Consider the following 18,578-nt stretch of genomic DNA (forward strand, 5'->3'; position numbering starts at 1 on the left):
TCGTGTCGGGGTTCTGTCAGGGATGCGATTCAACATTGGGTTGCCGCAGCGTATGAATAGTGTGGTGAGGGCCGAGGAAGGGTGGCGACATGTTCGAGGCGCAGCTGACGGCACCGAAGACGACGGCCGCTGCCTCGAGCCGGACCACCTTCCCGCCGAGCCGGGACATCGACGCTGACAGTGCGAACGAACAGGCTTTCTCGCGCGGCACTTGGGATTTCCGCACGCTGCCGATCCAGGCCAAGTTGCGGGTCGGCGCGGCCGATGATGTCTACGAGCGCGAGGCCGATCGGATAGCCGACCGGGTGATGGGCTCGGCCGGCCCGGTCGGGCCGGTGAGCCCGGCGGTCGCGCCGCAGGTCAGCCGGGCCTGCTGCGGCCCTTGTGAGGAGCAGGGCGCCAGTTGCGGGGACGAGTCGCCCAGCGGGGTGCGCGAGGCGCTCGGCTCGGCCGGCCAGCCGCTGGACTCGGCGGCACGGGCCTTCTTCGAGCCGCGATTCGGCCGTGACCTTTCCTTGGTACGAGTCCATACCGGAGAGGCCGCAAGACGCTCGGCGGCGGCCATGAACGCCCGCGCCTACACGGTCGGCAGGGACATAGTCTTTGATTCCCAAGGATATGCACCGTCCACTAACGAGGGACGACGGCTGCTTGCCCACGAGCTGGCGCATGTGCTGCAGCAGGACGGTCACGAGGAGCGCGTGCAGCGCAGCTGTCAGCCCGCTGAGCTCGGAGCGCCCAAACCCGACTGCCAGCCGAGCCAGGCTGGTGTCGTCGGTGAGCAGTTCCTGTTCAAGGTCGGATGCGACGATCTGCTGCCCGGCGAGGAAGCCAAGCTTGACAAGCTCAAGGTGGGGTACCAGCTCGAGATCCACGGGTTCGCCAGCATCGAGGGCGATGCCGACTTCAACACGGACCTGTCCTGTCATCGCGCCAACGCCATCGCCAAGCTGGTAGCCGCGCAGCGCGCCGACTGCCCGATCGTCGGGATCTTCAAACATGGCGCGAGTCCGGGGTCCGCGCCCGGAGTTCCGAAAGATGTTCAGCCGCGGGACTTCTGGCGCATGGTCATCGTCCGGCAGACCCCTACGCCGCTGGAGTCGGGTGAGGCGTTCCTCGATCCAGCCTCGGCGATCAACCTGAGCCGGGCATTGCTCAATCGAGCCAAGGTGAATCCGACTCAGGCGAACCTTGACCTGATCGCGAAACGGCGAGCCGACCTCAAGACCTGGGTCACCACCATCTTCAAAACGATCGCCGCCGACCCGAACAGGCAACTGGACCGGCGTAACCTCGACGACTACCGCCGGTTCTACGGGCGTGCCGAAACAGTCTGGGCCGACATCGATGCGCTGCTCGCCCTCAAGAAGCACCCAGAAGCGGCCAAGGACACCTACGCGGATTGGGCCAAAGGGACCGGGACCCGCGACCAGGGCCCCGACGCGCACGCCAAAGGTGTCACCACCGGGAGGTACCACATCGACCTCTTCGGTGAGGGATTCTTTCCCGGCGCCGCCAACATCGGCATCCAGGATCGCACCACCACTACCGGAGTTTCCGGCTCGCGCGTGCCCAACTTCATCTACCGAAAGTTCTCCGGAAGCGACATCAAGGCCAACAAGATCCCCATCGCCGATCACGTGGCCGACGTGGTTACTGCCGAGAACGGCCCGATCGGATTTCCCGGCATCGCCGAAGAGATCGCCCGGATCATCGCTCCCGGCGGCACGATTGTGCTCTACAACCCGGCCACTCAGGAAGCCGAGCATGACAAGGTGGCCAAGGCCGTCGGCGGCAAGGTGTCCAAAGTGAAGGGCAAGATAAGCAGCGTCGAAACCATTCAGACCACCATCGTCGCCCCGGGGCCGTGACCATGCCCTATCAAGTCAGCAACGATGTCGATGGCCGGCCGCGAATCACGCTGACCGGCGAGCCCTCCTACTGCCACGCGCTCGACAGCGCCACCCCGACGGACGGAAGGCAAGGCACCTGGCTGGTCATGGATTTCGCGGCGTGGAGTGTGTCCGACGTGGTGGCCGTGCAGACCGCCCTGGACGCGGCACGGCACTTCGGCGGCGCGCTCAAGCTCGGCCTGCTGCCCTACACCGATCCGGAGGATCTTGAGGGGTGGCCCTGGCACGAGGACGCTGATGGTCCAAGCCCGCATTGGGTTTTGACGCGCGATGGCGCGGTGAGATGGCGGCACAGCGGGGCGCTTGCGCTTGACGAGCTGATCAAGGCCATCAGCGATCAAGCCACCGTGACGTGACCGTGACACCTGTGCGGACCATGGCGGCATGCCTTCTCTGCTGCCGAGCGACTACGAGATCCTCACGAGGGTCTCCCTCGACCTGAAGCCGGTGCTCGACGCCGCTCAGGACGTCATCGACTCGCCCGACTATGCCGGCAGCGAATGGCTGGAGTTGTGCTGCGGCAACCGGTTGCTGCCGCTCTACGTAATGATCGACTTCTGCGGCAACATCCTGCACGTCGAACGCGAGGCGACCAGTTTCGCCGACGAGAAGCTGACGATCACCTATCTGCCGTCGTGGTTCGCCACTATCCTGACCCACCTGCCGGCGACAATGGTGGCCCGCTACCGCAGCGGCAGCCGGATGGAGACGGTCAACGTCCAGGTCAGCGATAGAGACGCGGCGGTCCCGCAGCGTTTCCAGATTTCGGTGAAGCGCCCGACGAACACCCGGCTAACGCTGACGCCACCCGGGACGACGCCGCTGCCCGGGGCGGTGTCGCGGACCGCGCTACTGCCGCAGATCAGCTACGACCTGCAGCCGTCGCAGGGCAGCATGCTGCTCGCCGAGGGTGTCGATCCGGCGAAGGTCGCGGCGCTGAGCCCGGCCGAGGGCGCCGTTTACGTCGACCGCATCCACTGGATCGCGCCGTCGCTCAAGGTCATCGCCGGTCCCGGCGTGACGATCGAAGTGAGCGAGCTGTTTCCGGTGGTGGACTACGACTTCGACCCGTGGTCGCTGGACTTCTCCAGCGGCGTGGACGCGCTGGCGTCCTCGCCGTTCTGGGGCTACTTCGTCATGGAGGCGGCGCACCGGCTCGATTCGGCCGCCCGGATGGGTTCGAAGGCGCGGTCCACCAGCCAGCAGGCGCTGCAGTTCCTCCTCGAGCGCTACCAGAACACCGAGGCGGTGCCGCCGCCCGGCGCGCCCCGGCGGGGCACCGGTGTGTCCGAAGTGGAGCTTCTCGGCGCCGATTTCCTGCCGCTGGCCCGGTTCGAGGAGCAGACCCGGCCCGACGGCGTCGACCTGCTGTGCCTGACCTCCGTCGCGGCGATGGCGCTGGCCCGGCAGCGGGCCGACCCGATCTCGGCGATGCGCTCGGCGATGCAGGTCTACCTCTCCGGCATGCACGGCGGGTTGCCCATGGACGCCGGTATTCCAATCAGTATCCGCATCGATCCGATGAGCCCCGACGACCGGTTCGCTTACTCGGTGACGGCGCTTGACGGCGGGCGGCCCACGACCGGAGTCCCGCGCGGTTCCGGGCCACTGTTCCGGCTCAGCGTGATCCGTACCGAATCGGTGAAAGTCAAGGTGGACTGGTTCTTCAGCGGCGAGGGTTCCCGCCAGATCGCCGAGATCGTCGACTATCGCGAGCAGATCGCGGACTTCGATGACGTACCCGTCGTCATCCTCGACCATGGCGAACGTCTTCCCGCCGGGCGTCTGGAACGCCGGGAGCTGACCAACTACGAGATGGGCGACCTGTTCCTGACCGCCCTCGGGATGATCCCTTTCCCGCCCTGCCAGGTGCTGTCCGACCTCAACGACTATGCGACCCTGCTGCGGTACCTCTATGACGGCAAGGACACCTTCGGCCGGGAGATGACGCGGGTGGACTTCGCGGTCAGCCTGGCCGGCATCCTCCTGCCCGAGGTGCTGGAGGCGGTCGCGAAGAAGGGCATCCGGCTGGTGGCCACCTATGGCCAGCCGGGGGTGAGGATCGTGGAGTCCTTCCTCGGCGTCAAGCCCGCCGCGCTGGCCGCGACGGTCACCCCACTGCTCAAGCCGGTGACGCCGTGAACCTCTCCCTGGACACCCTCACCGACCTCGTCCGCCGGGGCCTGCACAAGGATCTGGCCGAGGCGTTCATGCACCCGGCGCTGGCCCGGACCGTGGACACCATCTATCCCCGGTCGCTGAGCGCCTATCATCGGGTGCTCCTGGAGCCGTTCGAGAAGGCGCGGGCGGCCAACCCGTTCCTCACGCTGCGCGAGTTCATCGCGACCTCCGGCCGGCAGCAGCAGAACATGCTGCGCAAGGCGCTCGGGCCCGACGGATACGTGATGGCCGTCGAACATTCCGGCGCGAACTACTTCGCGGCGCGGCTCAACGCGCTGAAGGCCGGACGGCCGGCCACCTCGCCGGTCTCGGACCTGCTCGGCTGGGGCCATTGGGGCCGCACCGTGCCGGTCATCGACACCACCGGACGGCCCTCCCGGATCCTGCCGCTGGATTTCCCGGTGCAGCGGCGGGTCAACGGGGTGGTCCAGTGGGTGTATCCGGACTTCAACACCGGCCGCCAGCGGCTGTTCTGCAACCTGGGTTTCCTTGAGCTGCAACGGCGCAACCCCACCATCACCATCCCGACCAGCGGCGGCGCGGCCGACCTGCTGCGCACGCTGAACCTGCCACACGACCCCACGCCCAAACCCTTCCCCGGTGTCGCCGGACTGCACCTGAGCGACCTGCAAGTGGCCAAGATGCTGCAAACCGGCTCGGTGCCGCCTTACAAGACGATCCTTCTCAAGCCCGGAACGCCTGCCCCACCGGGCTTCGAGCTCTCGGCGGGCAAGGGGCACTTCGGCGCCGCCGACGCCCGCTGGGAGCTGGCTTCCCGGCTCGGCAATCCGGATCTGGTGCTGTCGGGCAGCTTCGACCGCAACATCGCCAAGCATCCGACGGCGATGGACACGACCGCACCCACCGGTGTGGTGAACCCGGACCACCCGGTCACCACGCTCAGCAACGCCGAGCTGGTGGCGATCGCTCGTTACGAGGTCGGCTGCTGGGAGGTGGCGCAACAGACCTACCAGGTCGAGCACAGGCGGGCACAGCGCACGCTGCGGCAACTTCAGTCCATTATGGACGCCGTCGACGCCGACGTGGACACCAGCCTGCTGGCCAACCTCGTCGGCCTGTGCGACCCGCACAATCTGGCCATCGTCACCCCCGAAGGGCACGGCGCCGCCGACTTCTTCGCCTACTACGTGCAGAGCTACGGAAACTGGGTCCCCAACACCGTCCGGGCCGGATCGCTGAAGTTCGACAGCTTCGACGCGCATCCGGATTTCCCCCGGTCGGTGAACGCCTTCACCGCTTTCTCGCCCTACCACCTCGAACCGGTAGGAGCGCTGTTGCGCGATCCGAAGGTGACCGATTTCATCGCCACCAAGGCCCCACCGGAGGTGGTCGAGGCCTACAACCACCTGTCCGGCTGCATATCCGCCGCCATGCGCTCCTACGAGATGGACCGATCCGTGATGCCTCTGATTTTCGTGAAAGGACAATGGTTATGAGCCAGACCCCAGCGCCCGCGCTGTTCCGCTTCGTCGGCGTACGCCGGCCGGCCCCGCCACAACCGCCCCTGCCGCCACCGGACGACGATCTGATCGACAAGGCGTTCGACTTCACCGACGCGCTGCTACCCGTGGTGGCACAGGTGTTGCAGCGCGACGACCGCCAGCTCGCCATGAAACTTGTCCGCACGCTGTTGTCCCCGCTGCCCAAGCCGCTGGCGACACTGGCCACCAGGGTGCGCAAGCTGCGCCGCCGGGCCGGTGTCGACGACACGCTGACCCTCGGCGACGCCCGCCCGCACCTGCCGCCGCCCGGAGCGGGAAACGGTTCCCCGTACAGGGATCTGGCCCAGCGCGCCGCGACGGTCGTGGTCCTCGTGCGCTGGCTAGGCCAAGCCACCTCGCCGGAGATGGGGCGAGCCGCCGGACTGCTGCGGGGGCTGGCCATCGCGCGGCTGGCGCAGTCCCGCCTGGACGACCGCTACATCGTCGCTGACCTGACCCGCGGGCATACCATCCAGCTGCCCGACGTGGTACGCGACACCGAACCCAGGCCGGGCCTGGATACCAAACGCGTCCAACAGGATCTGCGGCGGCTGACCGGCCGCGCGGCGGCGCTCGGCCGCCAGAGTGATCCAGCTCTGGACGGGCTGCAGGGCGAGGGTTTCGCCGACCTCGCCCCGGCCGCCGAACGGGTGACCGAGGCGGCGCAGCGGTACGGTCTCCCGTCGCATTCGCGATCGTCCTCGCTGGCCCGGATCCTGGACGGCGAAATCGTCCAAGGTGGAACCATCGACCCCGACATCTTCGACACCCTCCCCGGCGGCTTCCCGACCACCTCGCTGCCGCCGCCAGCCCTGCCGGTCTTCGACGGCCGCGCCCGCGTCCTGGGCCGCGGCGACCTCATGGTGGTCCGCATCGAGCATCTGCGCTACGACTTCGGCGAGATCGCCTATGTCGAGAACGTGCTCAAGTCCGAGCTTCGCGGCCGGACGCTCATCGTCGACACGCGAACCAGCGAGAAAGTTGTCGAGTCGTCGAGCAGCTTCAGCGAAAGCACCCACGAGCTTTCCACCGATGAGCGGTCGGAGTTGCAGGACGCGGCCAGCTCCACCAACACCTCCACCAACGCGATGTCGGCCGGCATGAATGTGGCCGGCGGCTGGGGGCCGGTAAAGGTCGGCATCGACCTGAACGCCAGCCACTCCAGCACGACCACCGAAAGCAACAGCTCGTCGTCGAGCTACGCCAAGGAGGTCACCGACCGGGCCACCGAGACGATGCGCAGCGAGGCGTCGAGCAAGCGGGTCACCACGACCAGGACCCGCATCGCCGAGACCAACAAGCACGACTTCGACAACCGCGCCGGGGCTGACCACATCCGCGGCGTCTACCGGTGGCTGGAGAAAGTCGACCGGGCACAGGTCTTCAACTACGGCGAGCGGCTGCTGCTGGAGTTCGTGGTGCCCCAGCCGGCCGCGCAGTTCGTTTACCTGGCCAACACGAGCGCTTCCGAGGGCGAGCCGGAACCGGTGCAGGCGCTGGATTTCCGGCCGCACGACATCACCGAGCAGAACTTCGTCGGCTACGGGCTGCGCTACGAACTGTCCGGTTTGGACCGGCCGCCGCCCGCGCAGATCGCCGTCCCGGCGACGTTCAGCTTTCCGCCGACCCGCACCACGAAGGAGGTCAACCCGGATCCGAAGAAAGACCCCGTCCCGATCATGATGGGCAGCGGGGTCACCACCGGCGAGGTGACGATCCCCAGCGGGTACGCGGCGGGCACCATCATCGCGTCGGTGGCCCACGGCGGCGACTTCGCCGACACCGAACCGCTACCGCCGAACTCCGGTGTCCCGTCGGCGATCGTCCGCCAGGAGCCGGTCCAGATCGCCGCGGGCGGGCAGCGGTTCAACATCTACCTCGGGGACACGGAACCGGCGAAGGTGGTCGAGCTGGAGGCACGTAAGACCGGCAACCTGCCGATCGCCATCGGCTCGCAGCAGATCGACGGGCAAGCGATCTCGATGCGGGTCATCGCCTACCGTACCGACGAGGCGATGAAGGCCTGGCAGCACGACACGTTCGAGCGCATCCAGAAGGCGTACCAGTCGAAGGTGAGCGAGTACGAGTCGGCGCTGTCAGTGGCCCAGCTGCGCAAGGGCTACACCGCGGTGACACCCACCGACGTCAACCGGGCCATCGAGGTGCGGGAGCTGACCCGCGGCTGCCAGACCATCCTGACCGGCCAGGACTTCACCATGTTCGGGTCGGTGGACGTTACGGCCAGCGCGATTCCGAGCATCGACCTGGACGAGGCCTGGGTGGAGGCGGACGCGATCCAGTTCTTCTCCGACGTCATGGAATGGGCGCTGATGACCTACGTCTTCTACCCGTACCAGTGGGCCGGGCAGTCGCAGTGGGCAGAGCTTTCCGCACGAACCAGCCCCGACCCGTTGCACGAGGCGTTCCTGCAAGCCGGTGCCGCCCGCGTGGTGGTGCCTGTCCGCGAAGGCTTCGAGCACATGGTCGGCCGCTATCTCAAAACCGGCGACATCCCCGAGTGGGGGCCAGAGCCGTGGCGGGGCCGGGTGGTGCACTACCCGAAGGTCGACGAGCTGATCGCCGACGCCAACGACCGGCCGCAGGGCGAAGTCGCGGTGGGCGAGCCGTGGGAGGTCGTCTCCCCCACCTCCCTGATCTACTTGCAGCAGGACGCCTCGCTCAACCTGCCTTCCACCGAAGAGGTCGCCGCGGCCATCGCCGCCGGGCCGCCACCGACCCCGCCGCCCACCACCGAAGCGCCGCCGCCGATCGCGGAAGGTGAGCCGACGATGCAAATAATGGCTTAACCCCTAGCCATCGGCTGTGGCGGCTTGCCCACCGCAGCCGATGGCGTCATGGCCGCAGCAGAAGCTTCAGGGCATTGATGTCGCCCTCAGCAAGTCCGATTGACCGCAGATAATTTTCGGTACGAAAGCTCCGTGCCCATTCACGCAACGCGGGTAATCGTTGAGCTATTTGACGCTCAACCTCGTCGGGATGGGTCGCGGGCAGGTGATGGCGATGCCACTCGTGCTGATCGGTGTCGTAGACCCAGCCGTGGCCCGAATACGTTGCGGCGCCGCGCCATCCGGCGACGTAGTCGTCGATGATGGCCTGTGTGGTCGCCTCCGCCAGGTCCAGCAACATCGCGCAGATCATGCCGGTACGGTCGCGCCCTCCCGCGCAATGCACAAGCACCGCTGGTTGAGCGCCGGCCACTGCCCGCATCACGGCCGCGAGGCGGGCGGGGGCAAGCCGAACGTTGTCCATCCACGACCGCGGATGATCCAGCCAGGGGCCGCAGACCCTCAAAAATTCAACGTCGTCAGGATCTTCCGTTGGCGCGCAGACAAAGTCCAGCCCGCCCAGCGACTCGGGGCGGACAATGGGGTGATCCGCTGTTCGCTGGGTTTCAGCGGGCGCATTCCGAAGGTCGACGATCGTCCGTAAGCCCGCAGCCTTCGCGTGCACCCAGCCCTCATCGGTGAGGTACTCCGGCGCGGCCGAGCGATACACCCGCCCAAAACAGGTGGTTCCTCCGTCGCGCAGCTCCCGGCCACCGAGGTCATGAATGTTGCGCCCGCCGGGCCATGACAGCGACACCTCACGCTCGCAGGGCCCGCACCGCGGTGGACGACATCGACGCCAGCTCCGGCCGGGCAGGCACGAACAGCGTTGTCACGCCTAGCACTTCGTTCGCCGCGGCGAGTTCGTGCTCGCGCATCCAATCGGCCGAGTTCCTGATCCCGCGGATGATCACCCCGCAGCCGTTGCGCCGGCAGTAATCCACGGTCAACCCGGGCCAGGCCGCCACCTCGACGTTCGCCCAATCCGCCGGGAGCAGGCCGCGGATCTCCGCCGCCCGGGCGGCGGTCGTCTGGGACGGCCGCTTGTCATCGTTGACGGCAACCAGAACCGTGACCTGATCAAACATGCGGCGCGATCGGTCGACCACATCAAAGTGACCCGGCGTGAACGGATCGAACGTCCCCGGATAAACCGCGCGGACCGGCCCGAGACCGCGGTCAGAAACGTGAAGCACCGAGCCAGCATATGCCAACGCGAATCCTGCGGGTTCGCTGCGGTCTATGGCAGGTCCGCGCCCCCGACCCGGCCTGCGAACGACTTCATGGCGGCGGCAACCGCCGCGTCATCCGCCGGTGTCAACCCGGCCCTGGGAATCAGGAGAGAAATGCCGTCCGCGGTTTCAAAACGCCAGAAGCGCGGGGTCTCGCTGAAGGCCCGGACCGCTTTCCACCGGGTCAAGCTGCCATCAGCTTTGATCAATGGTCAAGGGCGCGGCAGATCCACGCACTCATCTGCTCCTCGGCCATCGCAACCGCGCCGCATGTCGTTCGCAGATTGTTCGCCGGCCCACCGTCGCCCCAACGCTCGGAGTACCCAGTTCCCAGCGAAAGGATGGAGCCGAAATGGCAAGGCTTCGAACGTTACTGCTTGGCGTCGCCATGCTGGTCACCTCGGCCGGTGTGGCGCTTGCTCCGGCCGGGGCGGCCTATGCCGTCGACGATTTCACCGCGTTCAACCGCTGCCAGACCGGGGCCACCGCGCAGCTCACCAACGGGTTGGCGGCGGCCGGCAACGCTTTGACCACCTTCACCCCGCCCGCATTCATGCTCAACAATGATGCGTTCCGGATCACGGCCTCCGGCAGCATCACTGTCGACCTCTGGCGAACAAGCAAGAGCGTCGGCGGCGACCCGGTGCCGGCCGGGGCCGGCTTCCCCATTCCCGGTGCCCGCAAGTACATGCTGATCGCCAGGGTGAACAAGGGCTGGTTCATGACGGCCACCGGCGCCATTTACCCGGCCGGGCGATGGTTCCCGGTTGGCTTCGACAGCGGCTGCCTGAAGTATTCGCGGCAATCGCCGGTCACGCCGGCAGACCCGTCCGCGTTTCTGACCTTCAGCTACAACGACGACAACATCGCCGACAATGGCGGCGCCGGCAATGTCCTTGTCCGCCAGTGGTATTGCACCATCTGCTAGCGCACAGCAACCCCTCGAAAGGGCCGGCACCGTGAACGGTGTCGGCCCTTCTTGCTGAAACCCCGGAAACGCGATAATGACGGCATGGACCCGGTGTGGACGTGCCACTAATCCATTCTGGACTGACACCTGGCAAGGCCGTGGGAACGTCTTCCCATGGTTTGGGGCACATTCACTGTGGACAATCGGTTGGCAACAACACCCCAACCGAAAGGAATCCGGATGAAGCGCAGACTCGTCCAGGCGTTGGCGGCCTTGGCTATTGCCGCCACCGGCTCGTTGGTGGCAGCCACCCCGGCGGCTGCCGATGACGGTGGCCCAGTGTGCATCCTCAACCAGAACAGCTGGTTGCGTGAGTTCCCGTGGGGGCCGGTTTATCTCACCCTGAGTGCCGGGCGTGGGTTTCGCGTTCATGTGGTAAGGCCACCCGCCCCCTACTCGCCAGGGACCTGGTACTACGGCCACGGGGCCGAGGCGCCCAACCGCGACGGCTGGATCCCGGCCGAAAACTGCAACTTCTAACGCCATACTGGAGGGCGTGCCTATCCCCCGGGTTGCGGTGCGCCATGTCGTTGAGGCCGACCGGCCGCGTTTTGTCGAGCTGTTCTGCGATGAGGGCTTCATGGCGTTCTCGGATGGCGTGCTGTCGACAAGCCATCGCAGAATGTCTGCCAGAAGCTGGGATTCCGGTACTGGAAGGAAGCCCCGGTGAACGGGCAGCTACGCAACATCTACCGATTGCGACTGCCGGCCGCCGAAAGCTAAGCGCTTGCTCGGCTCCTCATACTGGTCGATATGTGGAGCAGGGTGTCCAGCCCGGTGCTGATCGGCCGGTCCCAGGAGCTTGCCCAACTCGACGCGGCCCATCAGCGTGCGGCCGCGGGCCGGTCGGCGGTGGTGCTTATCGCGGGCGAGGCGGGCGTGGGCAAGTCTCGCCTGGTGGGTGAGTTCGCCGGTTTGGCCGAGCGGTCAGGCGCGCGGGTCCTGGTCGGCGGTTGCGTGGCATTGGACGAGGGCGGCCTGCCCTGGGCGCCGGTCGTTGACTCGCTGCGTGGGCTGGTGCGCTCGGTCGAGCCGGCTGAGCTGGACGCGCTGCTCGGTGTCGCCCGGGATGAGGTTGGCCGGCTGCTGCCCGAGCTTGGCCACCCACGCGCCGAACCCTCGCCCGACAGCGCCGCGGCACAGGCCCGGCTGCTGGAGCTGTTGCTGGACCTGTTCGGGCGCCTAGGCAGCGAAGCGCCGCTGGTGCTCGTGCTGGAGGATCTGCATTGGGCCGACCGGGCTTCCCGGGACCTGGTGGCCTTCCTGGCGCGGCGGCTGCGCGACGAGCGGCTGCTGCTGGTACTCACCTATCGAAGCGACGACTTGGGGCGCGGCCATCCGTTGCGCCCGCTGCTGGCCGAGCTCGGCCGCAGCGAACGGGTCGATCGGGTCGGCCTGCGCCCCTTCGAACGGGCCGAGCTTTCCGCGCTGCTCGACGCGATCCTGCAGACGCCGGCTCCCGCCGAGTTGGCCGACGACATTTTCGTAAGGTCAGACGGCAACCCGTTCTACGCCGAGGAATTATTGGCCGCCTGGCGCCGCAGCGAACATCCGGGTTTGCCTGGGTCGTTGCGCGACACGTTGCTGACCCGGGTCGAGCGGCTGTCCGGGCAGGCTCAGGCCGTGGTGGCCGCTGCCGCAGCGGCTGGACGACGGGTCGATCACCGGCTGATCGCGGCCGTTGCCGGCCTGACCGAGCCGCAGTTCGCCGATGCGGTAAGGGAGACCGTGGCCGAGCAGGTGTTGCTGGCCGATCCGGACGGTCGAGGTTTGGCGTTCCGGCATGCGCTGATGCGCGAGGCGGCGCTGGCCGAGCTGCTGCCGGTGGAACGGGTGCGGTTGCATGCCGGCCTGGCCACAGCGATCACCGCGCACCGCGACTGGACGTATGGCACCGAGGCCACGGTCGCGGCCGAGCTGGCCTACCACTGGGATGCCGCGCTGGATGCCGAACGTGCCCTGCCGGCTGCGGTTAGGGCAGGCCTGGCCGCCGAGCAGGTCTACGCCTTCGCCAACGCGGCCTGCCACTTCGAGCGTGCCGCGGCGCTGTGGGATCGGGTCGCCGACGCGGCCGCCTTGGCCGGGCTGGACCGGGCCGGCGTCTTGGCGCACGCGGCCGAGGCCGTACACCACACCAACGTACCGGCGCGGGCGGTGGCGTTGCAGCGTGCCGCGGTGGCCGCCCTCGACGGCGAAGCCGAGCCCGTGCGGGCCGCGCTGTTGCAGGAACGGCTGGGCCGTTTCCTTTGGCTGGCCGGTGATCCGGGCGCTCTTGCCGCTTACGCCGACGCGGTCGGCATGCTCGCGGACGCACCGCCGTCGGCCGAGCGGGCGCGAATATTGGCCGCGCATGCCCAGGCACTGATGCTGGTTTCCCAGGCGCAGCAGGCCCGGGAGGTTGCCGAGCAGGCTTGCGCCATGGCACGTGCTGTCGGCGCTGGCTTGGAGGAGGGCCGGGCGGAGGCGACGCTCGGCGCTGCATTGCATGCCCTGGGCGACCCGTGGGCGGGGGTGGCGCATCTACACCGCGCCCGTGCGGTCGCCCTCCAGCAGGCCGACATCGACGGGATCGGCTGGTCGTGGATCAATCAGGTTTACGCCGTCGCGACCACCGGCCAGCTGACCGACGCACTCGCGCTGGCGTTGGAGGGTTCCGAGGTCATGCAGCGCCTGGGCACGGCCAACACCTACGGAGACTATCTGCACGGCTTCGCCGGTCAACTGGAGTTCCGGCTCGGGCGCTGGGCCGACGCCGACCGGCGCAGCCGCGAATTGGTGCAGCGGGACCAGGCCACCAGCGTCAAGGGGATCTTCTTGCGGCTGTGGCGGGCCAGGCTGCTGATCGCCCGCGGTGACCTGCCAGAAGCACACCTGCTGCTCGACCAAACAGAGGCGCACGTAACGCGCAGCCAGGCGCCCCATCTCGGCGAGATCCGGGCCTTCGCCCTGGCCGAGCTGGCGCTGGCCGAGGGCCGCCACGCCGACGCGGCCGTGGCCGCCGGCGACGGGATCCTCTTGACCAGCGGCGCCCAACCCCGCGGCCGGGTTACCCTGGCCGCCCTCGGCCTGCGGGCCCTGGCCGAACAGGCCGCCGCGCTACGGACCCGTAAAGCGCCGGAAGCGGTGAAAACGTTGCAGGAAATCGGCAGCCGGGGTGACGACCTGCTCGCCGGCGCCCAGGAAGCCGGCGCGGCACGGCCCCCCGGGAAATCGGTGCCGGAACCGACTGCCTGGCTGCGCCAATGCCACGCCGAACACGCACGCCTGCACGGCCGTCCCGATCCTGCGGCGTGGGCCGAGGTGGCCGCAGGCTGGGATCAGCTCGCCGAGCCGTACCCGGCCGCCTACGCCCATTGGCGGCGGGCCGAGGCGCTTCTGTCCACCCGCGTCACCAGAACCGAGGCGGCCGCGCCGCTGCGCGTCGCTGCCCAGCTCGCGCAACACATCGGCGCGCGACCGCTGCTCACCGAGATCACGCGGCTGGCCCGCCGGGCCCGCATCCAGCTCGTACCACCAAAAGAAACCCCGCCTGCGGCAGACGCGGCACCCTTCGGCCTGACTCGCCGCGAGCTGGAAGTCCTGGCACACCTGACCGCGGGACACACCAACCGCGAAATCGCCAAGGCACTGTTCGTCGCCGAAAAGACCGCCAGCTTCCACGTCTCCGGCATCCTGAGCAAACTCGGCGCTTCCACCCGATCCGAGGCCGCCGCCCTCGCCCACCGCCTCGGCCTGCTCGGCGACGCCGGCGCAACCAGCCGATAGAACCTAGGCACGCGAGCGACCCGATCCTGGGCAGATTCCCAGTGTGCGCACCGCCCCTGTCAGACCACAGTGGGCTCCTGAAGGCGCCAAACACGCCCGCCCGGTCCATCCCAGACACCAGGAGGCAACCATGAAGGCCCGAACTACGCTGCGACTGCTGGCCGCCGCGGTCACGGTCAGCGCGCTCGCCATCGGCACCCCGGCGCACGCCGCACCACAACCGGATTCGAATGTCGCGCCCGCTTACGTCGCCTACCTCATCGTCAACCACAGGTCGGGAATGTGCCTGGCCCCCAACGGCCCCTTCGCCAACGCCGGCATCGCCCAGGTGCCCTGCCAGCCGTGGAACACGCAGCAACAGTGGAACCGCATCGATCGTGGCGACGGCATCTACCTATGGCTGGTCAACGTGGCCTACGGCTTCTGCTGGGATCTCGTGGCCAACAGCGTCCCCGAGGTGCGCCCCGGAACTCTGGTGCAGCAGTTCTGGTGCAACCCCGAATGGACCAGCGAGGACTGGAGAACCGAGCCGAGCAACAGGTTCCTCCACGACCTGATCCGCACCAAGATTAACTCCCTGTGCGCGCAGGTCGAGAACAAGTCGACCGCCCCGAACGCCCGGCTTCGCCTAGCCGGATGCAGCTACTCCGAGTCGTCTCAGCAATTCCAGTTCGTGGCGGTCTAAGCCACTTACCCAGAATCCGAACCGCTCATTCAGATGGCCGGTTCGGATTCTGCAACCGTTCGAGGCCGTCGAGGATCAAATCGAGCCCGAACGGGAACTCGTCGGCGAAGGCGTAGCCGGGCCGGAGAGCGTGCTCCTTGATCATCTCTGTGAGGTGGGGGTACGCGCCCGCCTCCATCAGATCGAACATCCCCTTTGCTACGTCCGCGACCTCGGCTGGCGTGTCGAGCGGCAGCGTCCGTTCCTGAAGCACGAACCCGAAAACGTAGCTGTCGACGACCGCGAGCGCGTGCGCTGCCATCGCGATGGTGAATCCCGCTTCGCGCAGCCGTCCGATCACCCAATCGTGGTGGCGCATCGTCACCGGCCCGGGGGTGCGCCGGGATTCCAGAAAGCCCAGCGCCCACGGATGTCGCGATAGGACGGAGCGGGTGGAGACGGCGCGCTGGCGCAGGGCGTCTTTCCAGTCCACCTCCGGGCCGGGCAGCTCGATCTGGGCGAACACCACGTCGGCGATTCCGTCCAGGATCTCGTCCTTGTTGGCCACGTGGTGGTACAGCGACATCGCCTCGACCCCGAGCCGCTCGGCGACCTTTCGCATGCTCACCGACGCCAGGCCCCGCTCATCGGCCACCTGCACGGCCGCCTCGAATACGAGTTGCTTGCTCAGCTTGGGCACCAGTCGGCTCTCCGATTCAGCGCGAGGTTGACTGCCTTACAGGTGTAAGGATACGGTACAGAGAGCGCCTTACACTTGTAAGGCGCGGTCGCCGGGAGGGGCAATGGTGAAGATCTGTGTCGTAGGCGCCTCGGGCAAGCTGGGGCGCTATATGGTCCGGCACGCGCTGGCCAGGGGCTACGAGGTCGTGGCCGTCTGCCGCGCGCAGAGCGTGGCGAAGCTCGACGAGTTCCGGGACCACATCACGATCGTCGCCGGCCACACCAACGACCGAGAGGCCATCCGCAGTGCGGTCGAAGGCTGCGATGGGGTGCTGACTGTTCTGATGCCGTGGGGCGTGCAGGGCTACTCCACCGGAACAGCCCAAGCGGTGCTTGACTACGCGTCGCCCGGGGCCCGCCTGGTGTTCTCTTGCGGCTGGCACATCTCCCGCGACGGACTGGATCGATACCCGTTGCGCCTGCGCGCTTTCGTCTGGGCCTTCGGCCCGCTGACGCGGCTATTTCGCGTCGCCGACCTGCGCGACCAGGTGGAGGCATGCCGCCGGATTTTCGCCAGCGACACCCGCTGGACCGTGGTGCGCGGCAGCGACCTCGAAGAGGGCGACAGCCAGGGCCTGCCGATATGGCGTCGGCACGTGGGCGACCCGGCCCTCAACAGCAACATCACCCGCCGGATCGACTTCGCGCTGTTCATGGTTTCGGCCCTCACCGATGACAAGCTGATCCACGAGGCTCCAGCAATCGTCAGCCGCGCAGCCCCCTCAGCCCGCGCCGCCGCCACGACCGATGCGCCACGTTGAATCATGAACCTTCGCGCTGGATTTGTTCGCGGATAATCTCCACCTCGACCCGGTCAGGTATCCGTCTGGCTTCGCCGCCGTCAAGTCCCCAGGTGGAGTAGCACTGGCAATCGACCCGCGGGCACAGCATGATCCCGCCATCAACCGGATCGCCGGTCGTCGAGATGATCGCGTGCGGATCGAATGGATGGCCACACTGCAGGCACAACTCGCTGTCCTCCACGACGCGATGATACCGAGAGCCACACGATCAACTGCGCCGCAAGGGTTTTGCCCGCTATCCCCGGTCGATGTGATCTTGCGAGGACAGGATGAGGACACGGCGGGGACGATCAGCGTCAGTCTCAGCTTTGCCAAATCAACGCCATTCAGTCCCGAAAGGAGACCTAATGCGACGCAGAGCTGTGCTGGCAACCTTGGCAACGGTTGCCTCGACGTTGTCCATCGTGGGCATCGGCACGGGGGCCGCAGCCGTGCCGCCACCGTGTGAGAACACGCAGCACTACGACCAGAGCTACGCCTACTACGGTCCGCCCAAATGGGCGCCCGACGCCGAACAGACCCACCTGAAGAACATCGACTTTCCGACCCCAACAGCGATCTCCGGATCGGTGTCCTCGACCCATCACTGGGGCATCTCCTGGAGCCACGACGCGCGGATCGGCTACACCGGCGACGTGGATGCCGGGGGGCGCATCAAGATCATCGAACTGGCCGCAAGCGTGCGGACCGAAATCGAGCTGAAGTTCCACATCGATGTCGTCGACAAGTTCGAAACCACCACGACGCATTCGACCAGCCCGGTGTTGGCCCAGGGCGAGGGCGTGTACTTCAAGGCGGGCTCCGTCATCCAGACGATCCGCCGAACAGAGGATTACAAAGACGAATACTGCAATGTGGGTACCAACGTCGACTACTTCAATATGGGCGGTAACGCCGCCTACCTGACAAAGGATCTCGGCACCTTTGCCGACCCGGCCGCGGGGCGGGAAGCCATCGGCATCCAAAACCTCGGCTGGGCCTCGGTCAGCCCGCCCGCCTGCTCCTCGGCTGCGGCCGTAACCGCAAGCGCGGCAACGGAATCGGTCTCGGTCGCCGCGTCGTGCATGCCTGGTGACGCTGACGTGGAGACCGCCTGGTACGGGCCGGGCAGCGGCGGCGGCGGAGGCGGCGGAGGTGGGGGCGGCACCTGGAGCGGCGCCCGCAACGACCTCAACAGCGACGGGCTCGCCGATCTGCTGGCGCTTTACAACGATTACACGCTGGCGTGGTACCCGGGCAAGGGCGACGGCAACTTCTGGTCGGCGCGCACCATGGGCCCGGCCGGGTTCCTTCAGGTCGCCAAGGCCGATCTCAACAGCGACGGCAAGAAGGACATGCTCGCCCTCTACACCGACTACACACTTGCCTGGTACCCGGGCAAGGGCGATGGCACCTTCTGGTCTGCCCGCGTCATCGGGCCGGCCGGGTTCAAGCTGATGTCGCTGGCCGACCTTGATAGCGACGGCAAGGTGGACATGCTCGCCCTCTACACCGACAACACGCTGGCCTGGTACCCGGGCAAGGGCGATGGCACCTTCTGGTCTGCCCGCGTCATCGGGCCGGCCGGGTTCAAGCTCATGTCCCTGGCCGACCTCAACGGCGACGCCAAGGCCGACATGCTCGCGCTCTACGACGACAACACGCTCGCCTGGTACCCGGGCAAGGGCGACGGCACCTTCTGGTCAGCGCGAGTCATCGGGCCGGCCGGATTCAAGCTCATGTCCCTGGCCGACCTCAACGGCGACGCCAAGGCCGACATGCTGGCCCTCTACAACGACGACACCCTGGCCTGGTACCCGGGCAAGGGCGACGGCACCTTCTGGTCAGCGCGAGTCATCGGCCCAGCCGGATTCCGGCTGATGGCCCTGTAGCACCGATTAGCAACCACAGTGCCGGCCCGACCTCGGGCCGGCACTCGTCGCTCGACAACGCCCGATCACGCCACCAAATCAGGGTCAAAG

16 protein-coding genes are annotated in these 18,578 nt (G+C 67.4%); 11 read left to right on the plus strand and 5 right to left on the minus strand.

Annotated elements, in window-relative coordinates; genetic code table 11:
- Window positions 1-89 precede the first annotated feature (89 nt).
- Genes Rhe02_RS01555 through Rhe02_RS01575 form a run of 5 tightly spaced genes read left to right on the plus strand, consistent with a single transcriptional unit; the run spans window position 90 to window position 8,403 of the window.
- Window positions 90-1,871 carry an eCIS core domain-containing protein gene (locus Rhe02_RS01555; RefSeq protein ID WP_203906159.1) on the plus strand — a complete coding sequence of 594 codons (1,782 nt, stop codon included), beginning with the start codon at window positions 90-92 and terminating at the stop codon, window positions 1,869-1,871.
- Between the two features lie 2 nt (window positions 1,872-1,873).
- A complete protein-coding gene (locus tag Rhe02_RS01560; RefSeq protein ID WP_203906160.1) occupies window positions 1,874-2,269 on the plus strand; it encodes a hypothetical protein in 396 nt (131 codons plus the stop codon).
- A 28-nt stretch (window positions 2,270-2,297) separates the two neighbouring features.
- Entirely contained in the window at window positions 2,298-4,055 is a 1,758-nt protein-coding gene (locus Rhe02_RS01565) for a hypothetical protein (RefSeq protein WP_203906161.1), read from the plus strand.
- Window positions 4,052-5,551, plus strand: a complete 1,500-nt coding sequence (locus Rhe02_RS01570) for a hypothetical protein (RefSeq protein ID WP_203906162.1) — start codon at window positions 4,052-4,054, stop codon at window positions 5,549-5,551. The genes Rhe02_RS01565 and Rhe02_RS01570 overlap by 4 nt, the downstream gene beginning before the upstream one ends.
- Window positions 5,548-8,403: a hypothetical protein gene (locus tag Rhe02_RS01575; protein WP_203906163.1), complete on the plus strand. Its 2,856-nt coding sequence runs from the start codon at window positions 5,548-5,550 to the stop codon at window positions 8,401-8,403. Before Rhe02_RS01570 ends, Rhe02_RS01575 begins: the two co-directional genes overlap by 4 nt.
- Before the next feature lie 46 nt (window positions 8,404-8,449).
- On the opposite strand, the gene Rhe02_RS01580 is transcribed toward Rhe02_RS01575, so the two are convergent.
- The 3 genes from Rhe02_RS01580 to Rhe02_RS50830 are packed head-to-tail and all read right to left on the minus strand — an operon-like array spanning window position 8,450 to window position 9,883.
- Complete coding sequence (locus tag Rhe02_RS01580) at window positions 8,450-9,199, minus strand: tyrosine-protein phosphatase (protein WP_203906164.1); 750 nt, start codon at window positions 9,197-9,199, stop codon at window positions 8,450-8,452.
- 1 nt (window position 9,200) lies between these two features.
- Window positions 9,201-9,638: a pantetheine-phosphate adenylyltransferase gene (coaD, locus tag Rhe02_RS01585; RefSeq protein WP_203906165.1), complete on the minus strand. Its 438-nt coding sequence runs from the start codon at window positions 9,636-9,638 to the stop codon at window positions 9,201-9,203.
- Window positions 9,639-9,682: 44 nt separating this feature from the next.
- The gene (locus Rhe02_RS50830; protein WP_373320568.1) at window positions 9,683-9,883 is read right to left on the minus strand and encodes a YcxB family protein; all 201 of its coding nucleotides are present in this window, start codon (window positions 9,881-9,883) and stop codon (window positions 9,683-9,685) included.
- A 143-nt stretch (window positions 9,884-10,026) separates the two neighbouring features.
- On the opposite strand from Rhe02_RS50830, the gene Rhe02_RS01590 reads away from it, so the two are divergent.
- The 4 genes from Rhe02_RS01590 (at window position 10,027) to Rhe02_RS01605 (ending at window position 15,094) form a co-directional block, all read left to right on the plus strand.
- Window positions 10,027-10,602, plus strand: coding sequence for a hypothetical protein (locus Rhe02_RS01590; RefSeq protein ID WP_203906166.1), 576 nt, complete (start codon window positions 10,027-10,029; stop codon window positions 10,600-10,602).
- Window positions 10,603-10,824: 222 nt separating this feature from the next.
- Window positions 10,825-11,124: a hypothetical protein gene (locus Rhe02_RS01595; protein WP_203906167.1), complete on the plus strand. Its 300-nt coding sequence runs from the start codon at window positions 10,825-10,827 to the stop codon at window positions 11,122-11,124.
- Between the two features lie 273 nt (window positions 11,125-11,397).
- Window positions 11,398-14,409 (plus strand): helix-turn-helix transcriptional regulator, encoded by a 3,012-nt coding sequence (locus Rhe02_RS01600; RefSeq protein WP_203906168.1) that lies wholly within the window; start codon window positions 11,398-11,400, stop codon window positions 14,407-14,409.
- Window positions 14,410-14,539: 130 nt separating this feature from the next.
- A complete protein-coding gene (locus Rhe02_RS01605; protein ID WP_203906169.1) occupies window positions 14,540-15,094 on the plus strand; it encodes an RICIN domain-containing protein in 555 nt (184 codons plus the stop codon).
- A 25-nt stretch (window positions 15,095-15,119) separates the two neighbouring features.
- Here Rhe02_RS01605 and Rhe02_RS01610 read toward each other — a convergent pair whose 3' ends face one another.
- Window positions 15,120-15,773, minus strand: coding sequence for a TetR/AcrR family transcriptional regulator (locus Rhe02_RS01610; protein ID WP_239123195.1), 654 nt, complete (start codon window positions 15,771-15,773; stop codon window positions 15,120-15,122).
- 103 nt (window positions 15,774-15,876) lie between these two features.
- On the opposite strand from Rhe02_RS01610, the gene Rhe02_RS01615 reads away from it, so the two are divergent.
- A complete protein-coding gene (locus tag Rhe02_RS01615; RefSeq protein ID WP_203906170.1) occupies window positions 15,877-16,575 on the plus strand; it encodes an NAD(P)-dependent oxidoreductase in 699 nt (232 codons plus the stop codon).
- Window position 16,576: 1 nt separating this feature from the next.
- On the opposite strand, the gene Rhe02_RS01620 is transcribed toward Rhe02_RS01615, so the two are convergent.
- Complete coding sequence (locus tag Rhe02_RS01620) at window positions 16,577-16,798, minus strand: hypothetical protein (protein ID WP_203906171.1); 222 nt, start codon at window positions 16,796-16,798, stop codon at window positions 16,577-16,579.
- A gap of 166 nt (window positions 16,799-16,964) precedes the next feature.
- Between Rhe02_RS01620 and Rhe02_RS01625 the strand changes: the two genes are divergently transcribed.
- Window positions 16,965-18,488, plus strand: coding sequence for an FG-GAP repeat domain-containing protein (locus Rhe02_RS01625; protein WP_203906172.1), 1,524 nt, complete (start codon window positions 16,965-16,967; stop codon window positions 18,486-18,488).
- The last annotated feature ends 90 nt before the right edge of the window (window positions 18,489-18,578 follow it).

The sequence above is a fragment of the Rhizocola hellebori genome, from assembly GCF_016862955.1.
GTDB lineage: Bacteria > Actinomycetota > Actinomycetes > Mycobacteriales > Micromonosporaceae > Rhizocola > Rhizocola hellebori.